The following is a 20,947-nucleotide window of genomic DNA, read 5'->3' as shown; positions in this document are numbered from 1 at the left end:
AGCTTAGCACATTATTGAATTATTAACGAACTATTGATGCGTTTTTCTGATATTTATTGAAAATGGTTATTTTGGAGATTTTCGAGTTACTACTAACACAGAGATGACATAAATATCATTTAATCCACCCAACGGTTATATTGCAATAAAGGGTCTATACACCCTTTTGTCGAGGCGTATAGACCCTTGGAACAACCGCGAAGTATGGGTTGATAATTATTTGTTATACATTTAATTCTGAATATTTATTGCTTTGGTCAGGAAGAAACGATTACTCTGAGGCATGTCATTTATCGGATTCTCCGTCCACGCATGATTATTTATTTTGTTATATCAAAAGCTACATAATATTCTAGATTAGGTTCTACTACACCGTCATGGCCTGCTGTACCATGAAGATAGTAGCATCGTCCATCATCAGAACAATAATAATCAGCATAAGAATCTTCTACTATGCCTGCATTACATAAAAGTTCAAATTCTGCAAAGGTGACGAGCCGTCCTCCGATAGCCTCTGCCTTTGCTGCGGCTGCCTCTTTGTTTTCTGCTTCCGCTTGTTTGGTCTTGCAGGCTATGATGGCAGAAGTGCCGGTAGAAGAGAGAACGATGCAGTCATAACTGCCACTATTGTTGACAAGTGTGTAGTCTCCATTAACATTCAGCAACTTACCTTCCTTGTTCGAAGTATTCCAGGTGGTATTGACATCTATAAGGAATTGCTGGTTGATCTTTGTTGTGCCATACTTTCCTGTGATGTAAGTCTGATAGTTAGCTTGTACGGGTACATTACTTATCGTCTTTTTTTCTTCTTCATTGTACTTTGTAATGAAATTGTCAAGGTTTGCCTCATCCGAACTTGCCAACACGTAGAAACTGCCTATTTCCACAGGAGAATCGGTTGTCCCATGTATTTCGTTTTCGATGGACAGTGTCTTGGTGTCAGATTCTGTCCCTGTTGTCTTACCGTCTGCCACATTGAAGCTCGTTGGGCGGCTATAAGTCACGGTCATGCTTCCAGGCTCCAACACATCGGTTTCCCTCAAAATCACTTTGGCTACAGCACGATCCAGCGTGACGTTTACCTGATTGCCATTGCTGACTTCAACCGATTGGCTTGCATAAAAAGCCTCGGCATTGGCATCTGCCTCAGTGCTTTTCAAGTCTTTCACACTTGTCAAGTCCGTTGCGTCATAGTTCGTACTGCCATAGTCTGCCCAAAAAAGACACTTGTATGTACCCGGAGGCAACATGATGGTAAAGCTGTTGTTTGCAAAAGTTGTTTCCTGCTTTACTTCTGTCGTACCAGCCTCATCATAGACAGCAACCACATAACGCAAGCCATCCGTGGTAGCTCGTGTTTGGGGCTTCTCGTCGGTTGCGAGTGTGAAAGTCACCTGTTGTACTGTGTTGTTTCCCTTGTCGGTAAACAACTCCTCGTTCTGACTGCACGATGCCAGCATCGCTGCGATGCCCAACATCAAAAAGACTTTTTTAATCATTTTCTAAAACTTTTTTAATCATTTTCTAATTGTATATTTACTTGTTACTTAAAACCACACATTGTATATTCCGCTCCATTCGGTATTTATGTCGACGCCGCCCTTGTTGATGTCACCCGTAAGAAAATTGCCATACACTGTCGTAAGGTGGCTATTCCGGTAATTTATCTGAACACCCGAAGCACGACATAACGTATTACCAAGGTTGTCGGTTACGGTAACGGTAACATTGACAAGTGACTCTGTTCCATTTACCAACACCCAATCGTCGCCTATCAAGACCTCATTGTCAACATCATTATAATGAAGTGATACCTGCGAGTAACTTATACCACCTACGGCATCATTTGGTCTTCCTGTAGAAACATTAAATCCAGAGGGGAAATATCCCTCATACAGAACCGTTACCGTCAGATTCTTCAACGGGGGGTATATATCTGGCTTCGCTTCCATCAGCTTGCGGTAGTTTTCTACGTCTTTGGCTATGAGGCGGTACTTTGCCAATGGGCGTTGGAGTTGCACATTCATTGTTGCGCCCTCTTCGGCCAGCGTGATGTCACTTTTGTTATAGTACGCCGCATCCTTGGCATCGGTGTTCGCCGTGTATGGCTTCGTGACGATGGTCACTGCTTTCAGGCTTTCCGTATGATAAAATGTGTCGGCAAGCGGATTGTCAGCGCGGGCATAGTCCGTCCACAGACGCAGGTCGTAAGAGCCTTCTGCCAATTCAAGCTCCACGAGATATGTGCCGTCGGCTTGCGGGACGGGTGTCACGGCTTTGTGAAGCACCACGAAGTCCGTGCCTGCCTTGCAGAGTTCTGCCACACACCTTATTATATTGGCGGTTCCGGCGGCACGAGTCTTGCTCTCCTCTGGTGTGTAATCCGGCAGTTTCTGGACGGGCAGTGTGAGCAGCAGACGGAGCGTGGACAGCGTGAAAACACCCCGCTGCAGGAAGACGGTGACAGGGCTGATGCCGTCCTCCGTCACATTCACCTCCGTTATGCCCGAAAGCAGGTTGGTCTCGTGGCTCATTTCCATCTCCAACCACTCGTGCAGGGCAGTGAGGGTAGAGGTCTCCGCCGCTTCTTCGTCCGCATTGATGACCACCGCTACCGTGTAGTGTCCAGCTTCTAAGGGATGCAGGACGGCAGCAATGCCCCGTGCGTCCGCATAGTTGTAGGTGGCGTAGAGGTTTCCCCCCGTGCCGTAGATGTAGAGCTTGATTGCCCCGATAGGCACGTCTGGACATTGGGTATTGTCGATGGTTACGGCCATACCCCTCTCTTCCTCGTGCGGGTCACGGTTGCAGGCTGTCAGCCACACGAACATGACCAGCGTACATATCTTCAGATAGATGTATCTTCTTTTCGTATTCATCGTCTTTGGTTCTACTTTATTTCTTTTTTTTAGTCACGACACGGCTGCCCCATAGAGGAATGAACAAGCCATCTCATTTTTACATAATTCATCTTCATATCTTTTGTTTTTGAATTAATAATTTCTTGTAAAAATAAATACTTTTGTGCGTTCTGTCGAATCTTACCACTATGCAGCGGCATTATCCACCGAACGACAGCTGTTCTCTCATTGCCATTATATATACTGTGATTCCCAAAATGACGACAAAAGTCAATCCGAGAAACAGATAGATATAGAATCTCTCCCTCTTGATGAAATCGCAGAAGCTATAGCGAGCCTTCCAATGATTCTCAAGATACATCCTGTACTCATGTATCATGGCATATCCCAAGATAATACCTAATATGAGTACAAACACCCCAATGATGATCAGGGCTAATTCTATCCTTGGCATAGTTTCTATTATTTCCTTCATGTTGCAAATATAGTGAATTTTTCCGAAAGAAGGTGCAGTTTTTAACTGTACAAGTGTCGCATTCATACCAAAAAGGTGTCGCATTCCTACGAATGCGACACCTTTTTGGCTGTTTTTCGATAAAAATTTTGCTTTTTCTTTGGTATTTTACGAAAAAATGATTAGGCTCAATTTGAATCATTTTGTGCTGCATCTGTAGATTGGAAGTCTCTCCATTCTGTAGGAGAACAGCCTTCTTTTGTCTTGAAGATTCGGTAAAGATGAGTTCGACAAGAGAATCCACACTCGGCTGAAATGATGTCGTTGCTATAATCTGGACATTCCAACATCATCTTTTTTGCAGCGTTGAGACGTATCTCGCTGAGCCATATTCGGAAGTTAGAATGCAAGCATTGATCGAAAAACAGGCTCAATTCGTTCTTTGATATACAAAGTGTACGAGAAAGCGTCAACATGTTTACATTACAATCCTTATAGCCCAAATCCATACACCATTGGTCAAGACTGTTTTGGATAAAGTTTCTGCGCTCCTCAGACAATTGCTGTAAAGGTTTTTTTTCTCCGCTTCGTTGATTTCCCTCTTCTTTATCCAATAGCTCTTCTGTTGGAATATAACTGCTGCCGAGAGCAATAAACGTAAGATTGAAGAACAACAAGGCAAGCAATACGGCAGGACCTACTATATATAACAAGGTAGTAGAAAAGATGGCAACAGGCATAGCGAGAACTGCTAGCCATAGAATGACTACACTTGCACGCGAATATCTTACGTAAGGCAACAAATCCGTTGCCGCCATTGTCTCCAACATATTTTTACGCCTAATCATTTCCTGAATAATCATGTATATGCAATAGAAAACATTTACGCAAAACAGAGTCAGCATCAGATAAAGCCCCTCTCTGATATACAGGCTATGATGAAGACTGATACCCACGCAAAAGACCACAATGATGGCAGTATAAATGCCACTACACATCAGTATCATCTTTCTGAGGTTGGAACGTGTGGCCTCTATGTTGTAGATTCCCATGGAGAAAAGCGAAAAACATGGCGTATAGACGAGAATGTTAACGACAGCCCCAAGACTGTCGTCAGCAGCACGGAAGCCGAACCCCATCTGAATGACATATTGTATCGCCAATCCTATTAAGGCGATAACAATCATCCATCGTGAACGCTCATACCGCTTGTTCTCCCATCTTATATGCAGATGAGAGAGTGCCACGATGAAGGCATTGATGAGCATGAATATAAAACATGCAAACTGAAGTAGAAATAATGAATCCATACGCTTCTTATCTTTTGTTTACTTTCTTGGATTTTTGATTACTTGCTGTAGGATTATCTGGATTAGTCATCTGCAAATACCCTGCTGCAACAAGGGATGTGATGTAACGCTCACGGTTCCTGATAAGTAAATACGCTTGCAAAAGTACGAAAATAATTTCAGAAAAAGGTACAATATTCTCAAAATGTTTACGAAACATGCAAATTTGAGTTACTACTAACACAGAGATGACATAAATATCATTTCATTGACCTGCACAATCAAAAGACAAAATCGGAAAATTATCGTTGTTTTCAGTGTTATTGATGGCTATGTTTCATCGTATATATAGGAAAAAGTTTTCCTAAAATAATGCCACTTCTGCCACACTTTGATATAAGTGGTTGATATATAGAAAGAAAGGCGTGGCAATAAGGCATATTTTTATTGCCACCTATTGCCACCTATTGCCACGTCTTATTTATATCACTTATTGCCACTCAGAAGCGTTTGATTCTGAGTGTCTACTATTTCAGTTTTATAAAATTGAGAGTGTCTACTATTTCAGTTTTATAAAATTGAAAGTGTCTACCTTTCTAGTTTATAAAGTAAAAAAGTGTCTACTGAAATCAGGAAAAGTCATTCAGAAGCGTTCTTGATTCTGTCCCCAAAGCTAGAGGAATGTGCCCCGAAGTATTGCCCAATTGTGCCCGAGACGTTGGGTACTTTTGCCCGAAGGCTTCGGTTATATTTCCTCATAGTTACGGGCAAATTTCCTCGTAGTTACGGTTATATTTCCTCGTAGTTACGGGGACATTTCCTCGTAGTTTGGGGCATATTTACCCGTAGAGTCGGGCAAGTACTTGCGATGCTTCCCGCAATTATTTACGATATATATAGAAATCGCAAGGCAATGCAGAGAGCTGCTGCATGATGGTCTTCGCCATGCGGGAGTGGCCGGCATCATTAGGATGAAGACGGTCGGTATCTGGCTTGTTGAACATCTGGGCACCAGCATCATAGATTGGGAAGAGACCGGAAAGGGAGTTGAGGTCGATGACAGGCACTGCCCAGACATTGCCCACTTCCTTAATTGCCTTCACATATTCGTCGAAGAAGATGCCACGTACGTTCTCGTACATCTCATCGGGCTGGATGTTCTTGTCGCTGCTTCCAAAGTAAGCACGATGGATAGGAGTCATCACCACAATTTGCTTGGTAGGATACATCTGCTTCAACTTCGACATGGCAATGTTGATGCGACCTTTCAGGGTATTCTTGTCCATACAGAAGTAGCGGTGGCGGCGCTGAACCATTTCGCTTGGCTTGTGAAGGGCTACTCTTACGCTGTCGAAAGTCTCCGTGTACCATTCACCGATAGGCACACCGTTGTTGTAATCGTTGGTTCCCATAAAGATGAGAATGGCATCAAAATCATCGCCATGCTCTTTCTGGAGTAGATCAGCCTGTCGGGGAATGTCGTTCCACTGTCTGCCGCTCACGCCATAAACGTAGGGGGTAATGCCGAGCCAATCCTGCAGGAATCCCCAGTATTTCACCTTCGATGCCTTGATTCTTGGATCGGTGATGGAATCACCGAAATAAGCCACCTTCTTTCCCTTCCAAGGATGCTGAAGGTTTTTGAAAGCCTTTTCTTTTTCTGCGATTTCTTTCTTGCTCATCGCCTTCTGGGCGAAGGCGGGCATGGCTGGCATCGCCAAAGTCAAGGCGAGTGCCAGGGTAATCATTGTCTGTTTCTTCATTGCTAGTTTGTTTTTAATTCTTTTTCTGAGTGCAAAGGTACGTCAAAAATCTCATACCGAGCTATATTTTTTGTTCAAATATCACTCTTTTTCTGCTTTTTTTTGTAATTTTGCAGCCGCAAATAAAATAGGTATATATAAATAAAGATATTAATAGGGATGACTGTAAGTTTGAATCACTTGGGAGATTTGGTCCGTAAGCGAGTGGCTGTTGCGGCTTATTATTTTGTGCCGGGAGTGGTGTTTGCCAGTTGGGCAAGCCGTATTCCTGATGTAAAACAGATGTTGCACTTGAGCAACGGACAGCTGGGAACGGTGCTTTTCGCCATTCCCATCGGTCAGCTTCTGATGATGGCTTTTTCGGGCGTTTTGGTGAGCAAGTTTGGCAGCAGGAAGATGATTCTGCTTGCTGAGGTGCTCTATGCTTTCGTGTTGTTCTGTATGGGAAGCAGTAGTACGGTATTCCAGCTGATTCTTTCTCTGGTGGCTTTCGGAATGATGGCAAATCTGATGAACATCGCTACCAATACGCAGGCTTGTCTGGTGGAGAAGATGTATGGGCGCAACATCATGTCTTCTTTTCATGGTCTGTGGAGTTTGGGTGGATTTTCGGGTGGTATCATCGGAGCCGTCTTTGCCAACACTCTGCTTCCGATAGAGGCTCACTTTGGAGCAGTCTTGGTGATGAGTCTTCTCATTATCGCTATCGGATTCAGATATCTGGTAGATGATGCTACGGCAAAGGCTGAAGAGGAGGATGTTCCTAAGTTCTCGTTCAAGACCATTGACCCGATTCTGTTTCTCCTGGGATTGATGGGATTTGCCGGCATGTTCTGTGAAGGAACTGTTTACGATTGGAGTGGTGTATATTTTTCATCAGTAGTAAAACCCGATGAGGCTTTTATCCGTGCGGGCTATGTGGCTGGTATGGGTGCGATGACGTTGGGTAGATTCATGGCTGATGGGTTTGTTACGAAATACGGCCCAGCCAGAGTATTGAAGGTTTGTGGTGGTCTGATATTGGGCGGTTTGTGGCTGGCTGCTGCCTTGCCTTATCTCATTCCTGCCACCTTGGGTTTCCTGCTGGTAGGTTTCGGCATCTCTTCGTCGGTTCCTATCTGTTACAGTATCGCCGGAAAATTGGGAACCATCAAGGCGAGCATCGCCATTACCATCGTTTCGAGCATCAGTTTCTTCGGTTTCCTGGTAGGACCTCCGGTTATCGGATGGCTTGCTGAGGCTACCGGTCTCCGCATTGCCATCAGCATCGCAGCCTGCCTGGGGCTGATGATAGCGTTTGTTTCCGCAAAGGTAGGAAAGAGAATATCTTGAATGAGATGAATATCTTGAAAACAAGATGAAAATCTGAATAAAAATACAAAAAACCGTGGATGCATGGAGCATCCACGGTTTTTTGTTATCAATAAAATAAGCAAGGAATATTGCTGATAATAATTGGTATGGATTCTATTGTGACCGAAAAAACAACGAAAAACAATGAATAAGAAGATAATCTATGTTTATTGTACAAAATTATAGGTAAATATTGCTTTAAAATTTGTAATTTTGCCATAAATAACAAAAACTCTATAAAATAACAAAAACACTATAAATGGAAATGAAGACTAAAACTTTATTTGCAGCGATGTCGTTCCTGACAATTTGCTCGATGGATGCCCAGGCGCAAATTCCGCAGTAGAGCATCCGATGGGATAAGCATAGTCTTATCTTCGATGGCAAGCGAGTGGTGCCGGTGATGGGTGAGGTACATTATTCACGTATCCCTCAGGATGAGTGGAGAGAGGAAGTAAGGAAGATAATGTAATGTAAATATAAGGCGAGATATAGTTCGCGTAATGAGGCAAATGCTGGATAGTAAACTGGCATTTGCCTTTTTCTTCTTAAAAAGCTTGGTATCTTGCAAAATAGTTGTATCTTTGCACTTGGAAAGGTAACAAAATATGGAAAAAGTTAAGGAAGTACCATACGGAGTGGCTGATTTTGTCACGGTGATGGAGCAGAATTTGTATTATGTCGATAAGACGATGTTTATACCCGAGTTGGAGAAGCAGCCCCGTAATCTCTTCTTCATCCGTCCTCGTCGCTTTGGCAAGAGCACATTTTTGAGTATGCTCCACTCTTACTATGACTGTAACCAAAGCGCTAAGTTCCAATCACTTTTTGGCAATCTCTGGATAGGACAGCATCCTACGGAGTTGCAGGGCAAGTACCAGGTGCTTTTTCTCGACTTCTCGCAGGTAAGCGGTAATATCGATTCATTGGAGCGCAATTTCGACTTCTATTGTTCCGTTAAACTGGATGGTTTCATGCGCCGCTATGGTGAGGCTTATTCCGAGGAGACGAGAGAGAAGGTGCGCAAGGCTGAGTATGCCATGGATAAGTTGGCTTTTGTTCATGATGAGGCTGCGCAGAAGGGATTTGATGCCATTAGGAAAATACTTTTTGACAGTGATGGTAACAGGCGAACGTACGAATTGGTCGGATAAATCGAAACGCCAGTTTGGTACGGATGATTGCTTTGTCAGAATAGATAAAGCTTATGTGTTCTGATCTTTGGTTATAAAAAAGAAAAAGTCCGATAAGAGTATGATGACGTAGCTCTTATCGGACTTTTTCTTTATAGAGTCTTTTATTATTTATCTTTAAATTATCTGATGGAACATTTGTTCGATTACTATCAGATAGAAAGCTATTCATTGATTAACAGATAGTAAGCGAGTGCCCAATCCTGATCGTTGGCAAAGGCATCGGCAAAGTGAGCCTTTTCGCCATTGATGCGCTTTGGATAAACAAAGGCACAGCTTCCTGTTCCGTCTTCGAAGACATTGCAGAGGTTGTTTCTTACGATTTCTTTCGCCATCTTCATATACTGTTCTTTGCCTGTTGCCTTGGCATAATAGTAGTAGGCGTTGGCATTGATGCAGGTCCAGTAATGTGGGAAGGTATCGCCAAATACCTGGAGCTTGCCAAACCAGTAGCAATCCCAGTGACGGATAGGAATCTCGTTGAGACGATAGTCAGGTTGGTTACCACAGAGATTCTCCACCAGGGGCATCATCTTTTCTGCACCTTCCAAGTATTGAGTGTCCTTAGTCTGAAGGTACATCTCTAAGAGAAACTGGGTGGCTGGGGCAACGATGGATTGCTCATAATTAACCTCCGATTTAGGGAAGTGCAAGCCGTTTCTCATAAAAACATCTGCTGTCTTGGAGAAATCTATCAAGAGATCGTTATATTCTGCCATCATTCCTGCTTTTTTTAATGCCTTCAATCCTGTGGTCACAGGAATGTCAATGCAATAGAAACCGTATCCCGTATGATGATACAGGGCCTGCATCGTCTTGTATCCCCAGAGTGCATACTGCTTATCTTGAGTAATCTCATACATGTGGAAGAAGAAGTCGGCTGCCCACGCATAGTTGTAACCGCGGTTCCAGCCATCTTTTGTTACTCTGGAATAGGTGGTGAAATCTTCTGTCTGCAACTTTTCATGATAGAATTTGGCATAGCGGATGAGTGATTGTTTCAACTTTTCACTAGGATGTTTCATATACCATTTGGCAATAAGAATGCCCATACCCACACGTTCTCTACCTTCATCGCAGTCGTAGCTCTTTCTTTTGTCATCATTCTTGTAGATGGCTTGTTTTTCGTTGTCATATACCATGTAGGCGCCATATCGGGCATCCTGCGGTTCATTCATCTGCTGATGATCGATGATGAAATTCACACGCTTATCTATCAACGTCTCATAGCTACTTACCACGAGAATGGTGGCATGCGTTCTTTCTACCTTAATTATATATAAGGTCTATGCGCTGCTCGCCCAGTTCTTCTGCCTTGAAATAAGCATAATAACCCTTGGCATCCTTTCCGGTTTTGATGGCTTTTGGCTCAGAAGTAATCTTGCCGTTGCGCATATCCTTGCCCGTGATGGTAGCAGAGAGCGATTTCAGCTTGTTCTTCTCCAGATAAATCTTCACCTCTTCGCCCTGTTGATATACATATTTGTCGCTTTGGGCGATGGCACCACCGGCAGCCAGGAGTTTCTGATAGAAATCTTCCTTGCCTTTGTGTTCGAAAACCTTCCATGCGATGGTGTATGATTTTCCTGCTTTCAGGGTCATGTCCGGCAGATCCATGGCGATGACACCACGGAAGTTGGAGTTGGCATTCTCTTTCTTGCGCTCCCATTCCTCGTAATCTGGCAGGGAACCTTGGGTGAGCATCAAGCCCACGTTGCTGCCTTCTATGGTGATGTTCTTGTCCTTTTCCTTTTTGTTCTTGGCTTTCTCTGTTAAGATACCATTAGCACCCATACGGATGGCGCAGGTATATGCTGCGTTATCGCCAGCCCAGATATGAGCATTGCAACGGTTGGTCATGCAGGTGGCAGCATCAGGATAGTTATCATTCCATGGGGTATACATTCCCCAATCAGAAATCTGTGCTGCTGTCTTACCTGTATTCTTGAAGGTGTATTCCTCGAAGAGTTCACCATTCTTCAGGGTTCTATTTACGGAGATGCGGATGTCGCCTGCCTGATAAACGGGTTCTCCCTTCTGGCTGATAGGAGTCTGCCATTCCAGCTTTTGTCCGTTGACGGTCATAAAACCGAGGCCCCAGCCGTATTTGCCGGTTACCCATTTATACTGCTTGCCGTCTGGCGTGAGCACCCAGTTCATCTTCTGTGCATCGTTGTCGATGGCAAGTTGTGCGATGGCACCGGTGCTTGCATCGGTCTGGAATGTGATACCTTGGGCAAAGCTGTTGCCGAGACTCAGTGCCATCAGGCATGAGATGGCTGAGGTTCTTAAACTCAAAATGTTTGTTGCTGTTCGTTTGTTCATATAGCTTTTGTCTTTTGATGTTATTCGACTGCAAAAATAACTCTTTTTTGTGGATTTGTGTCTGTATTATCATTCAATTATCGCCTAATTTCATTCATCGTCTGCTATTCTGCATCTTCTGCTTTTTCCAGAAGGTAAGAACGGACTTCATCCTTATGAGCAACAAACAAAAAGGGTGTGACTAATCAACCAGTCACACCCTTTTTCTGATTTCATGTTGTTCTGTTATATAAACAAGCTTCCTATCTGGAAGACCAGGGCTGATACTACCCATGCCAATAGCGTGGTGTAGCCGGCGGCAAAGCCTGCCCATTTCCAACTGCCCGTTTCGCCCTTGATGGCGGCTATCGTGGCGATGCAAGGGAAGTAGAGCAATACGAAGAGGAGGAAGCAATAGGCGGTGAGCGTTGCCTTCGCTGCTGCCTCAGCATCGCTGTAACCGTAGGTCTTCTTCAGGTCAGAAGTCATCTGCTTCTTCAAAACCTCATATTTTCCGTCTTCATCGTTGTAATCCTGATCGTCAGAGAAACTGTCGTTGTTGCTGTAGAGCACGCCCATCGTTGAGGCTACAATCTCCTTGGCACCTACACCGGATACCAAGCCCACATCCAGTTTCCAGTCGAAACCCTGTGGGGTAAAGATAGGCTCGATGGTCTTACCGATTCTGCCGATATAGCTCTGCTCCTGCTGAGCCTGGTTATCAAGTTCCTCATTGTGAGGGAAGTAACCCAAAGCCCAGACGATGATACTTGCCACAAGGATGATACCACCCATCTTCTTCAAGTACTGCTTACCCTTTTCCCAGGTATGGCGGCCTATCGCCTTCCAGGTAGGGAAGCGGTAAGGAGGCAGCTCCATTACGAATGGGGTATCTTCGCCCTTCACCACGAAACTGGCAAAGATGCGGCTCAATATCACGGCTAGGAAGATGCCGATGAGATAGAGCGATACCATGATGAGCGAACGGTATTGGATGGCAAAGAACGTTCCGATGACCATGATGTAGATTGGCAGACGAGCCGAACAGCTCATCAATGGCAATATCAGCATAGTAATCAGACGGGAACGTTGACTCTCGATGGTTCTCGTTGCCATTACCGCAGGTACGTTACATCCGAATCCCATAATCAGCGGAATGAATGACTTGCCATGCAGGCCCATCTTGTGCATCAGCTTGTCCATGATGAAGGCGGCACGAGCCATATATCCCGAATCCTCCATATAAGAGATGAAGAAATACAGAATCAGAATCTGTGGCAGGAATACGATGACCGCACCAACACCACCAATCACACCATCTACCAGCATATCCTTTACAGGGCCATCCGGCATTGTATTGCTGATGAATTCTCCCAGCCATGCCACGCCGTCCTCAATCCATCCCTTAGGGATTTCGCCCAGTACGAAGGTGGCTGAGAACATGATGAACAGCAGGAGAATGAAGATAGGGAATCCTACATATTTATTGGTCAGGATGCTGTCGATGAGGTGGGTTACCTGATAGGTATCCTTTGCCTTGCCCGGTTCGTAGCCTGCCTCCTGCAATGCGCCATGGATAAATCCGTATTTAGCATCCATGATGGCGGTTTCGCTATCCTCCAGGGTCTCTTCCTTCACGCGCTTGGCAGCCTCATCACGGGCTGAGAAGATTTCCTTGGCCGATTTCAGATGACTTACATATTCCTCTGCGTGCTTATCATTCTCCAACAACTTGATGGAGAGGTAACGTGTAGAGTAGCGCTGGCGGATGGAATCATCTGCCTTCAGATATTTCTGGATATGCTCGATGCCGTGCTCTATCTCATGTCCGTGGTTGATGTGGATATGGCGATAGTGAGCGCTGGAATCTTCCTTGCCTTCGTAGAGTTCGATGATGGTCTCGAAGAGCTTATCCACGCCTCGACCGTTGGTGAAGACGGTAGGAATCATCGAGATACCGAAGAGTTCGCCCAGTTTGTCGTAGTCGATGTTATCGCCACGTTTTTCGGTTTCATCAAACATGTTGAGGGCACAGACCATGCGGATGTGCATGTCTATCAACTGGGTGGTGAGATAGAGGTTGCGCTCCAGGTTGCTGGTGTCGATAACGTTGATGACGATATCCGGTGTATGCTCGATGAGCTGCTTGCGCACATAAAGCTCTTCCGGTGAATAGGCAGAAAGGGAATAGGTGCCCGGCAAATCTACCAGGTTGAAGTGATAGCCGTTGTATTCGGCTTCGCCCACCTTGGCATCCACGGTTACGCCGCTGTAGTTGCCCACACGTTCGTGAGCACCCGATGCGAAGTTGAACAATGAAGTCTTTCCGCAGTTTGGATTTCCCACCAGTGCCACGTTGATGACGCGGTGGAGTCTTTCTGCTTCCTGTTCTGCCAAGGCCTCGTTGCTGGCATTGTCTTTTCTTTCAGCCACGAGCATCTTGTCGCCGAGCGCCTGCTCGTCGCTATCGTTGGAATCTACTACTTTTGAGTCAATTACCTGCTGGCGGTCTTCTTCTTCCGTCTTGCTGAGCTTTGCATCGTTCTTGGCTTCATCAATGGAAACCACCTCGATATGGTCAGCTTCGCTGTGGCGGAGTGACACCTCGTAACCCATAATCTTGTATTTCACAGGGTCCTGGAGTGGGGCATTGAGCAGGACATCTACCTTCTTGCCCTTGATGAATCCCATCTCGATGACTCTCTTGCGGAATCCACCGTGACCGGATACCTTGACGATGACGCCGCTTTCACCTGTTTTAAGTTCTGATAATTTCATATATCTTTCCTTGAATTAACTTTGTTTTCTCTTAAAACTGGCTTTATTGCCAGCTTTTTTCTTTTCGACTGCAAAAATACTAATAATTATTTGCAACTCGGTAGCAATGGTGTTATTTAAAATAAAAATACCTAGAAATGATGAGAGTATCACCAAATCTAGGTATTCTTATCATTATTTATGATGATGGATGTTCCTATACCTTAATTATATATAGAGAACATCATCATTTCTTATGAATCATTCTTTATGCCTGCATGTTTCTGCCATGGCAGTTCTTGAACTTCTTACCGCTACCGCATGGGCATGGATCGTTAGGACGAGGCATGCGCTCTGCACGGTATGGAGTGCGGTTTCCTTCTGCGTTCTCGCGAGTATCCTGGTTGGCTGCTGCCTCCTGAGCTGCACGCTCTGCATCGATGTCAACCTTGCTCTCTACGTAGTTCTGCTGGGTGTGCTGCTCTGGTGCTGCTTCCTGAACCTGCTGCTCCTGTTCCATTACTGGAATCTGTCCACGCATCAGGATGCTGCTGATACGGTCGTACATGTCGTTGATCATGCCGTCCCAGATCTTGGCACTCTCCAGCTTGAAGATCAGCAATGGATCCTTCTGCTCGTAGCTTGCGTTCTGTACAGAGTGGCGGAGTTCATCGAGCTTGCGGAGGTTCTCCTTCCAGTCGTCATCAATCATCTGGAGGACAACGTTCTTCTCGAATTCCTTCACAACGCTCTTAGCCTCGCTCTCGTAAGCCTCTTTCAGGTTGCATGCGATGTTGTACATGCGCTTGCCGTCTGTGATAGGCACCATGATGCGCTCATACATAGTACCCTGGTTCTCATAAACCTGCTTGATGATAGGCATGGCTGTAGCCTGAATGCGCTCAGTCTTGCGCTTGAATACTGCCATAGCCTCCTGGAAAGCACGCTCAGCCAGCTCGTCGCGTCTGCCGTTCTCGTATTCATCCTCTGTGAATGGAATCTCCATAGCAAGAATCTTCAGGAACTCTTCCTTAGCACCGGTGAAGTCGTTGTTGTTGACGATGTTCAATACACGGTCCCAGATGATGTTGGCGATATCCATACCGATACGCTCACCCATCAAGGCATGGCGACGCTTCTCGTAGATAACGGTACGCTGACGGTTCATCACGTCATCATACTCCAGGAGGTGCTTACGGATACCGAAGTTATTCTCCTCAACCTTGCGCTGAGCACGCTCGATGCTCTTGCTGATCATTGGGCTTTCGATACGCTCACCATCCTCGAAACCGAGACGGTCCATTACCTTGGCGATACGCTCTGAAGCGAACAGACGCATCAGCTTATCCTCCAATGATACGTAGAAAACTGAAGAACCTGGGTCACCCTGACGACCGGCACGACCACGGAGCTGACGGTCAACACGACGGCTCTCATGACGCTCTGTACCGATGATGGCAAGACCACCAGCAGCCTTTACCTCAGGAGTCAGCTTGATATCGGTACCACGACCTGCCATGTTGGTAGCGATGGTTACGGCACCCTTACCATTTACTGAGCGACCTGCCTCGGCTACGATCTGAGCCTCCTGCTGGTGCAACTTGGCGTTCAATACATTATGAGGAATGTTGCGCATCTTCAACATCTTGCTCAACAACTCTGAAATCTCCACAGAAGTGGTACCTACCAATACTGGGCGGCCTGCATTACGTGTCTCCTCGATTTCGTCGATAACGGCACGATACTTCTCGCGGGCTGTCTTGTATACACGGTCATCCAAGTCCTTACGCAGGATAGGACGGTTGGTAGGAATCTCCACTACATCCAGTTTGTAGATGTCCCAGAACTCACCTGCCTCTGTGCTTGCTGTACCTGTCATGCCGGCGAGCTTGTGATACATACGGAAGTAGTTCTGAAGAGTGATGGTAGCGAAGGTCTGGGTAGCAGCCTCAACCTTTACATGTTCCTTAGCCTCAACAGCCTGGTGTAAGCCATCGCTCCAACGGCGACCTTCCATGATACGACCTGTCTGCTCGTCAACGATCTTTACCTGACCGTCCATGACAACATACTCGTCGTCCTTATTAAACATGGTGTAGGCCTTCAGCAACTGCTGCAAGGTGTGAACACGCTCGCTCTGTACACCATAGTATGCCAGATACTCATCCTTCTTGTCGAGGCGAGTCTGGTCGTCCAGGTCTGTACGTGCTTCCAATTCACTCAATTGGGATGTGATATCAGGCAAAACGAACAGTTCCTTGTCGTTAACCTGCTTAGCCAGCCAGTCTGTACCCTTGTCGGTAAGGTCGGCTGAATTCAACTTCTCATCAACAACGAAGTACAATGGTTCTACAGCCTTAGGCATCTCACGGTTGTTGTTGGCCATGTAGTACTCCTCGGTCTTCAGCAAGCCAGCCTTGATACCTTCTTCAGAGAGGTACTTGATCAATGGCTTGTTCTTAGGCAAAGCCTTGTAAGAACGGTAGAGTGAGAGGAAACCTTCCTCAAGCATCTGCTGGTTCTTGTTCTTTGTTCCCTCAGTAATCTTCTGCTTAGCCTCAGCGAGCAACTCGGTAGCCTGCTTGCGCTGTACCTCGTAGAGCTTCTCTACCAGTGGCTGATACTGCTCGAACATCTGGTCGTCGCCCTTTGGAATTGGACCGGAGATAATCAATGGAGTACGGGCATCATCAATCAACACGGAGTCAACCTCATCGACGATAGCGTAGTTGTGCTGGCGCTGTACCAAATCGCTAGGGTTGGTAGCCATGTTGTCACGCAAGTAGTCGAAACCGAACTCGTTGTTGGTACCGAAGGTGATATCAGCCATATATGCCTTGCGACGAGCGTCAGAGTTAGGACGATGCTTGTCGATGCAATCTACAGAGAGACCGTGGAACATATAGAGAGGGCCCATCCACTCAGAGTCACGCTTAGCCAAGTAGTCGTTCACGGTAACGACGTGAACACCATTACCAGTCAGGGCATTCAGGAAGATAGGAGTTGTACCTACGAGAGTCTTACCCTCACCGGTAGCCATCTCGGCAATCTTACCCTGGTGGAGAACGACACCACCGAAGAGCTGAACGTCGTAGTGGATCATTTCCCACTTCATATCGTTGCCACCGGCTGTCCAGTGGTTGTGATAGATAGCCTTGTCGCCATCGATGGTAACGAAGTCGTTCTTTGGATCAGAAGCCAGTTCGCGGTCGAAGTCAGTAGCAGTAACTACTGTCTCCTCGTTCTCTGCGAAACGGCGGGCGGTATCCTTTACGATAGCGAACACCTGAGGCAATACCTCGTTGAGGGCGATTTCATACTTGTCGAGAGCTTCCTGCTCCAACTTGTCAATCTGGTTGAAGATACCTTCACGCTCATCGATAGGAGTGTCTTCAATCTTAGCTTTGAGTTCGGCAATCTTAGCCTTCTCTTCCTTAGCGTACTCTTGTACGTACTTCTGGATTTCTTTTGTTTTTGCACGGAGTTCGTCATTGCTCAAGGCATTCATCTTAGGATATTCTGCCTTGACTTTCTCTACGATTGGCTGGATCAACTTCATATCGCGAGTTGACTTGTTGCCAAACAATGACTGAAGAATTTTGTTAAAGTTCATTGTATATTTATTTTTTATTATTATTCGATGTATGATATATGAATAGGAGAAGTTAAAGGAGTTAAAGGAGTTCTGGCAAATGTGCTCTGTCAGTCCTTTTTCTTCTTCTGCTTTTTCCTGTTCTTTGTTTACTAGCTTGCAAAAATACAAAAAATATCTGTAAATCTGCAATATTTTTCCGATTATTGCCCTTTCTGGCAGCATTTCTTGCTTGTTTTGCTGTCAGAAAGCAAATAATCAGCAGTTTGGCCCTCGAATAACGATGCTCCCGTATGGTGCCATATACTTATGTGCAATAACGGGATAAAAATAAATATGTGAATGTGAATCTGTCAGAATGTCAGTATTAGCCGCTATAATGATAGCCGGCTGATGGTAGTGATATTCTGTGCTGCTTTCATACTCGGAAGCCTGCTTGATGGCTTTCAGGACATAGAGGATGTCCTCCTCCAATGCCTTCGCTTCCGGTTGTTGGATGAATTCATCGTAGGATATATCCGTAAGCGCAAACTTCAGCGCCTGCTGATAAGTCTGCGCCTCCATGCCAGTTGCCGCAAGGACAACCAAAAGGGCTGTGATATATCTGTTTACCATCATTTTGTTGCTTCTTGTTTTCTTTTGTTTCTATAAAATTTATTGTGTACGTATTTGTGCAATCCGTAGCTGTTAAGTTCGAGCATGGTTGACTTGATACCGTTTCTAATCAGCAAAGTACATGCCAAAATGCTCATGCCCTCTGCATAGGTCTGCCAGATTTGCAGGAACAGCGACAGCAGAAGCAGCCAGCCATAAAGCTCGAAATACCAATACTGCTTGCCCCTTCTCATCTTTTTCGTTACTTTCCATACGAAGATGAGGTTCAATGGGTTGAGGATGAGTATCTGGAAATTAAGCTGTACTGTAGGGTGCTGGGAAAATACCATCGCCAGGAGGATAAGACCCGGTAATCCGGTGAGTACCAGTAGGGTGGTGTCTAGCCACCATAGATTCTTCTTGCGATAAATCTCCAGGATAGTAAGAACAGCTATGACAAGCGCAAAGCCTATTGCGACTTCTTGTGGGGTGATTCCACTAGCTTGCTCTACATTCTCCTGACTGACTGGTGGTATTACATAAAAGGTACTGTCTACCAAGGTGATGAAACCGTTTGATGTGACAGGACTGACACCGTCTTCTACCGAAGATTCGTTGACAAAGTCTTTTCTTCCCTCCGTTGCAAAATCCTTGCTCAGGTTATCAGGCAGGAATTCCCAGTTTCTTCTCTCTAAATCAGAGTCTGCGTATACACCTAAAAGAAGGTCGTTTCCAAATCTCGCCCAATGGTCTTGCCCATTGAGCTTATGTATCTCTTCTCTGTATGAAGTACGGACATTGTTGTCTTTGAAGTTGGTGTTGCTGTAGCCTATGTTGGTGAGTATTATCTCTCGGGCACGGGTGGTACAGTTGTCATAGAAGAAATTGTATCTGTACGTGCGGTTCTCTGGCTTGGCATTTTCTTCTATGGCACGCAGAATCTTCAGCTTCTCCTGTCTTGAGAGCTGGAGACGTTGTTGTCTTACCCATCTGCCTTCTGCTGAATATTCTGCAATGAAGTCGCTCATTGGAAATATGCCTATCTGATAGTCGGTAAATCCGAAGACAAATCGTAGCACAAAGAAAGGCTGTTTGAAACTGAACATACCCCAGTTGACGGCAACATCGCTGTCATGAACTTTATCTTGGATGCGCAAAGCGGTATGTCCATAGTACGACCACACTTCCTGACCAGGGCCACAAGTAAGAAGTGATATATCTACTGAGTCGAGCCAATTCGTGGCGTTTTCAAAGGCACGACTGTTCTGCACAGAAATATCAGACGTATAATTGCCTGAAAAATCCTGTGCAATCATCTTAGAAGTTAAATTGGTTAAAATAACGGCTAAAATGACTCCGAAAATATGCTTAAAACGTTTCACGATGCAAAAATACCTTATTATTTTCAATTATCCTTCTTTTTTCTAGATTTTTTTTAATACTTTTGCACTCTGAATATAAATTTGACGGTTTTATATATAAATGAGAAAGATTTTTATGGCAGTCCTCATGTTGGGGGCGACTCTTTTAGCAAATGCCCAAAGTGGTACCAATTCTCCATACAGCCAGTATGGTTTAGGCGTGTTGTCTGACCAGACTTCCGGCTTCAATCGTGGTATGAATGGTGTGGGCCTTGGTTTTCATGAGCATAATCAGGTGAATTATCTGAACCCTGCTTCCTATGCATCTCTTGATTCCATGACCTTCATCTTTGATGCTGGTATCTCTGGTCAGATTACTAACTTTGAGGAGAACGGAGTGAAGAAGAATGCCAATAATTCCAATTTCGAGTATGTGGTAGCCGGTTTCCGTCTTTTCCGTCATCTCGGAATGAGTTTCGGTGTGGTTCCTTTCACTAATATTGGATATGATTATTCTTCTTCTGATTGGGTAAATGCATCTGATAAGGATGTCTATTATACCAATACCTTCCATGGTGAGGGTGGTTTGCATCAGGCTTATGTCGGTGCTGGTTGGGAACCAATCAAGGGACTCTCGGTTGGTGCCAATATTTCCTATCTTTGGGGTGATTATACCAAATATATCACCAATAGCTACAGCAATGCATATTATAAGACTTTGACCAGAACTTATAATTCGAAGATAAACAGCTACCGTCTGGATTTTGGTGCTCAGTATACACAGCAGGTTACCAAGAAAGACTGGGTGACAGTGGGTGCAACCTTTACTCCTGGACATAATCTGGGAGGTTCTGCTGATATGAACATTATTTCTAGTAATGCTCAGACCAATACTTCGGATACCATTCCGTTCTCTATAAGCAAGGCTCATAGTCTGCCGACCATGTATGGTGTTGGTTTGATGTGGAATCATAGCAACCAGTGGAAGGTAGGTCTTGATTATACGCTTCAGAAGTGGGGTGCAGAAGGTTATCCTACTTTCGAAATGAAGAACAATGAAGCTACTTATAGCCTGAAAGACGGTATTTACAAAGATAGAAGTAAGTTCAATTTCGGTGCTCAGTATTGTTACAATGAGCGTGACCGTGCTTTCCTGAAGCGTGTTCAGTATCGCTTGGGTGCCAGCTATGCTACTCCTTATTATAAGATGAATGGGGTAGATGGTCCAAAGGAACTATCAGTGAGTGCCGGTTTCGGCATTCCTATCATGAACAGCTATAACAGCCGTTCTCTCCTGAACATCAGTGGTCAGTGGGTCAAGAACTCAGCTGATGGCTTGATTAAGGAGAATGTTTTTCGAATCAATATCGGTCTGACCTTCAATGAAGGCTGGTTTAAGAAGTGGAAGATGCAGTAATTCTTTGCT

Annotated in this window: 14 protein-coding genes; 3 read left to right on the top strand and 11 right to left on the bottom strand. The window is 45.1% G+C overall.

Going from position 1 to position 20,947, the window contains the following annotated elements:
- Positions 1-320: 320 nt before the first annotated feature.
- The 5 genes from ACQRBJ_RS05840 to ACQRBJ_RS05820 all read right to left on the bottom strand — a co-directional run bounded on the left by ACQRBJ_RS05840 (position 321) and on the right by ACQRBJ_RS05820 (position 6,367).
- On the bottom strand, positions 321-1,499 hold the full coding sequence (locus ACQRBJ_RS05840; RefSeq protein WP_445303073.1) for a hypothetical protein: 1,179 nt from the start codon (positions 1,497-1,499) through the stop codon (positions 321-323).
- 48 nt (positions 1,500-1,547) lie between these two features.
- Complete coding sequence (locus ACQRBJ_RS05835) at positions 1,548-2,534, bottom strand: DUF6562 domain-containing protein (RefSeq protein WP_445303075.1); 987 nt, start codon at positions 2,532-2,534, stop codon at positions 1,548-1,550.
- A 526-nt stretch (positions 2,535-3,060) separates the two neighbouring features.
- Positions 3,061-3,336 carry a hypothetical protein gene (locus tag ACQRBJ_RS05830; RefSeq protein WP_176350597.1) on the bottom strand — a complete coding sequence of 92 codons (276 nt, stop codon included), beginning with the start codon at positions 3,334-3,336 and terminating at the stop codon, positions 3,061-3,063.
- Between the two features lie 167 nt (positions 3,337-3,503).
- A complete protein-coding gene (locus ACQRBJ_RS05825; RefSeq protein WP_445303072.1) occupies positions 3,504-4,625 on the bottom strand; it encodes a helix-turn-helix domain-containing protein in 1,122 nt (373 codons plus the stop codon).
- Between the two features lie 860 nt (positions 4,626-5,485).
- Complete coding sequence (locus ACQRBJ_RS05820; protein ID WP_445303071.1) at positions 5,486-6,367, bottom strand: SGNH/GDSL hydrolase family protein; 882 nt, start codon at positions 6,365-6,367, stop codon at positions 5,486-5,488.
- Between the two features lie 159 nt (positions 6,368-6,526).
- On the opposite strand from ACQRBJ_RS05820, the gene ACQRBJ_RS05815 reads away from it, so the two are divergent.
- Both ACQRBJ_RS05815 and ACQRBJ_RS05810 read left to right on the top strand, forming a co-directional pair.
- Positions 6,527-7,699, top strand: a complete 1,173-nt coding sequence (locus ACQRBJ_RS05815) for an MFS transporter (RefSeq protein WP_441936777.1) — start codon at positions 6,527-6,529, stop codon at positions 7,697-7,699.
- Positions 7,700-8,328: 629 nt separating this feature from the next.
- Positions 8,329-8,874, top strand: a complete 546-nt coding sequence (locus ACQRBJ_RS05810) for an AAA family ATPase (protein WP_445303070.1) — start codon at positions 8,329-8,331, stop codon at positions 8,872-8,874.
- A gap of 203 nt (positions 8,875-9,077) precedes the next feature.
- Here the strand turns inward: ACQRBJ_RS05810 and ACQRBJ_RS05805 are convergent, their stop codons facing one another.
- The 6 genes from ACQRBJ_RS05805 to ACQRBJ_RS05780 form a co-directional block, all read right to left on the bottom strand.
- Positions 9,078-10,133, bottom strand: coding sequence for a hypothetical protein (locus tag ACQRBJ_RS05805; protein WP_445303069.1), 1,056 nt, complete (start codon positions 10,131-10,133; stop codon positions 9,078-9,080).
- 49 nt (positions 10,134-10,182) lie between these two features.
- Positions 10,183-11,238, bottom strand: coding sequence for a hypothetical protein (locus tag ACQRBJ_RS05800; protein WP_445303068.1), 1,056 nt, complete (start codon positions 11,236-11,238; stop codon positions 10,183-10,185).
- A gap of 225 nt (positions 11,239-11,463) precedes the next feature.
- Entirely contained in the window at positions 11,464-13,995 is a 2,532-nt protein-coding gene (gene feoB, locus ACQRBJ_RS05795) for a ferrous iron transport protein B (protein WP_445303067.1), read from the bottom strand.
- A 247-nt stretch (positions 13,996-14,242) separates the two neighbouring features.
- On the bottom strand, positions 14,243-17,587 hold the full coding sequence (gene secA / locus ACQRBJ_RS05790) for a preprotein translocase subunit SecA (RefSeq protein ID WP_445303066.1): 3,345 nt from the start codon (positions 17,585-17,587) through the stop codon (positions 14,243-14,245).
- A gap of 237 nt (positions 17,588-17,824) precedes the next feature.
- Positions 17,825-18,184: a hypothetical protein gene (locus ACQRBJ_RS05785; protein WP_295346291.1), complete on the bottom strand. Its 360-nt coding sequence runs from the start codon at positions 18,182-18,184 to the stop codon at positions 17,825-17,827.
- On the bottom strand, positions 18,181-19,476 hold the full coding sequence (locus tag ACQRBJ_RS05780) for a DUF4105 domain-containing protein (RefSeq protein ID WP_445303065.1): 1,296 nt from the start codon (positions 19,474-19,476) through the stop codon (positions 18,181-18,183). The genes ACQRBJ_RS05785 and ACQRBJ_RS05780 overlap by 4 nt, the downstream gene beginning before the upstream one ends.
- 166 nt (positions 19,477-19,642) lie before the next feature.
- Between ACQRBJ_RS05780 and ACQRBJ_RS05775 the strand changes: the two genes are divergently transcribed.
- Positions 19,643-20,938, top strand: a complete 1,296-nt coding sequence (locus ACQRBJ_RS05775) for a hypothetical protein (protein ID WP_445303064.1) — start codon at positions 19,643-19,645, stop codon at positions 20,936-20,938.
- The last annotated feature ends 9 nt before the right edge of the window (positions 20,939-20,947 follow it).

This window comes from Prevotella sp. SGI.167 (genome assembly GCF_050313615.1).
Taxonomy (GTDB): Bacteria; Bacteroidota; Bacteroidia; order Bacteroidales; family Bacteroidaceae; genus Prevotella.
The sequence above is the reverse complement of the archived record's forward strand: the minus strand, read 5'-3'. Positions and strand labels throughout refer to the sequence as shown.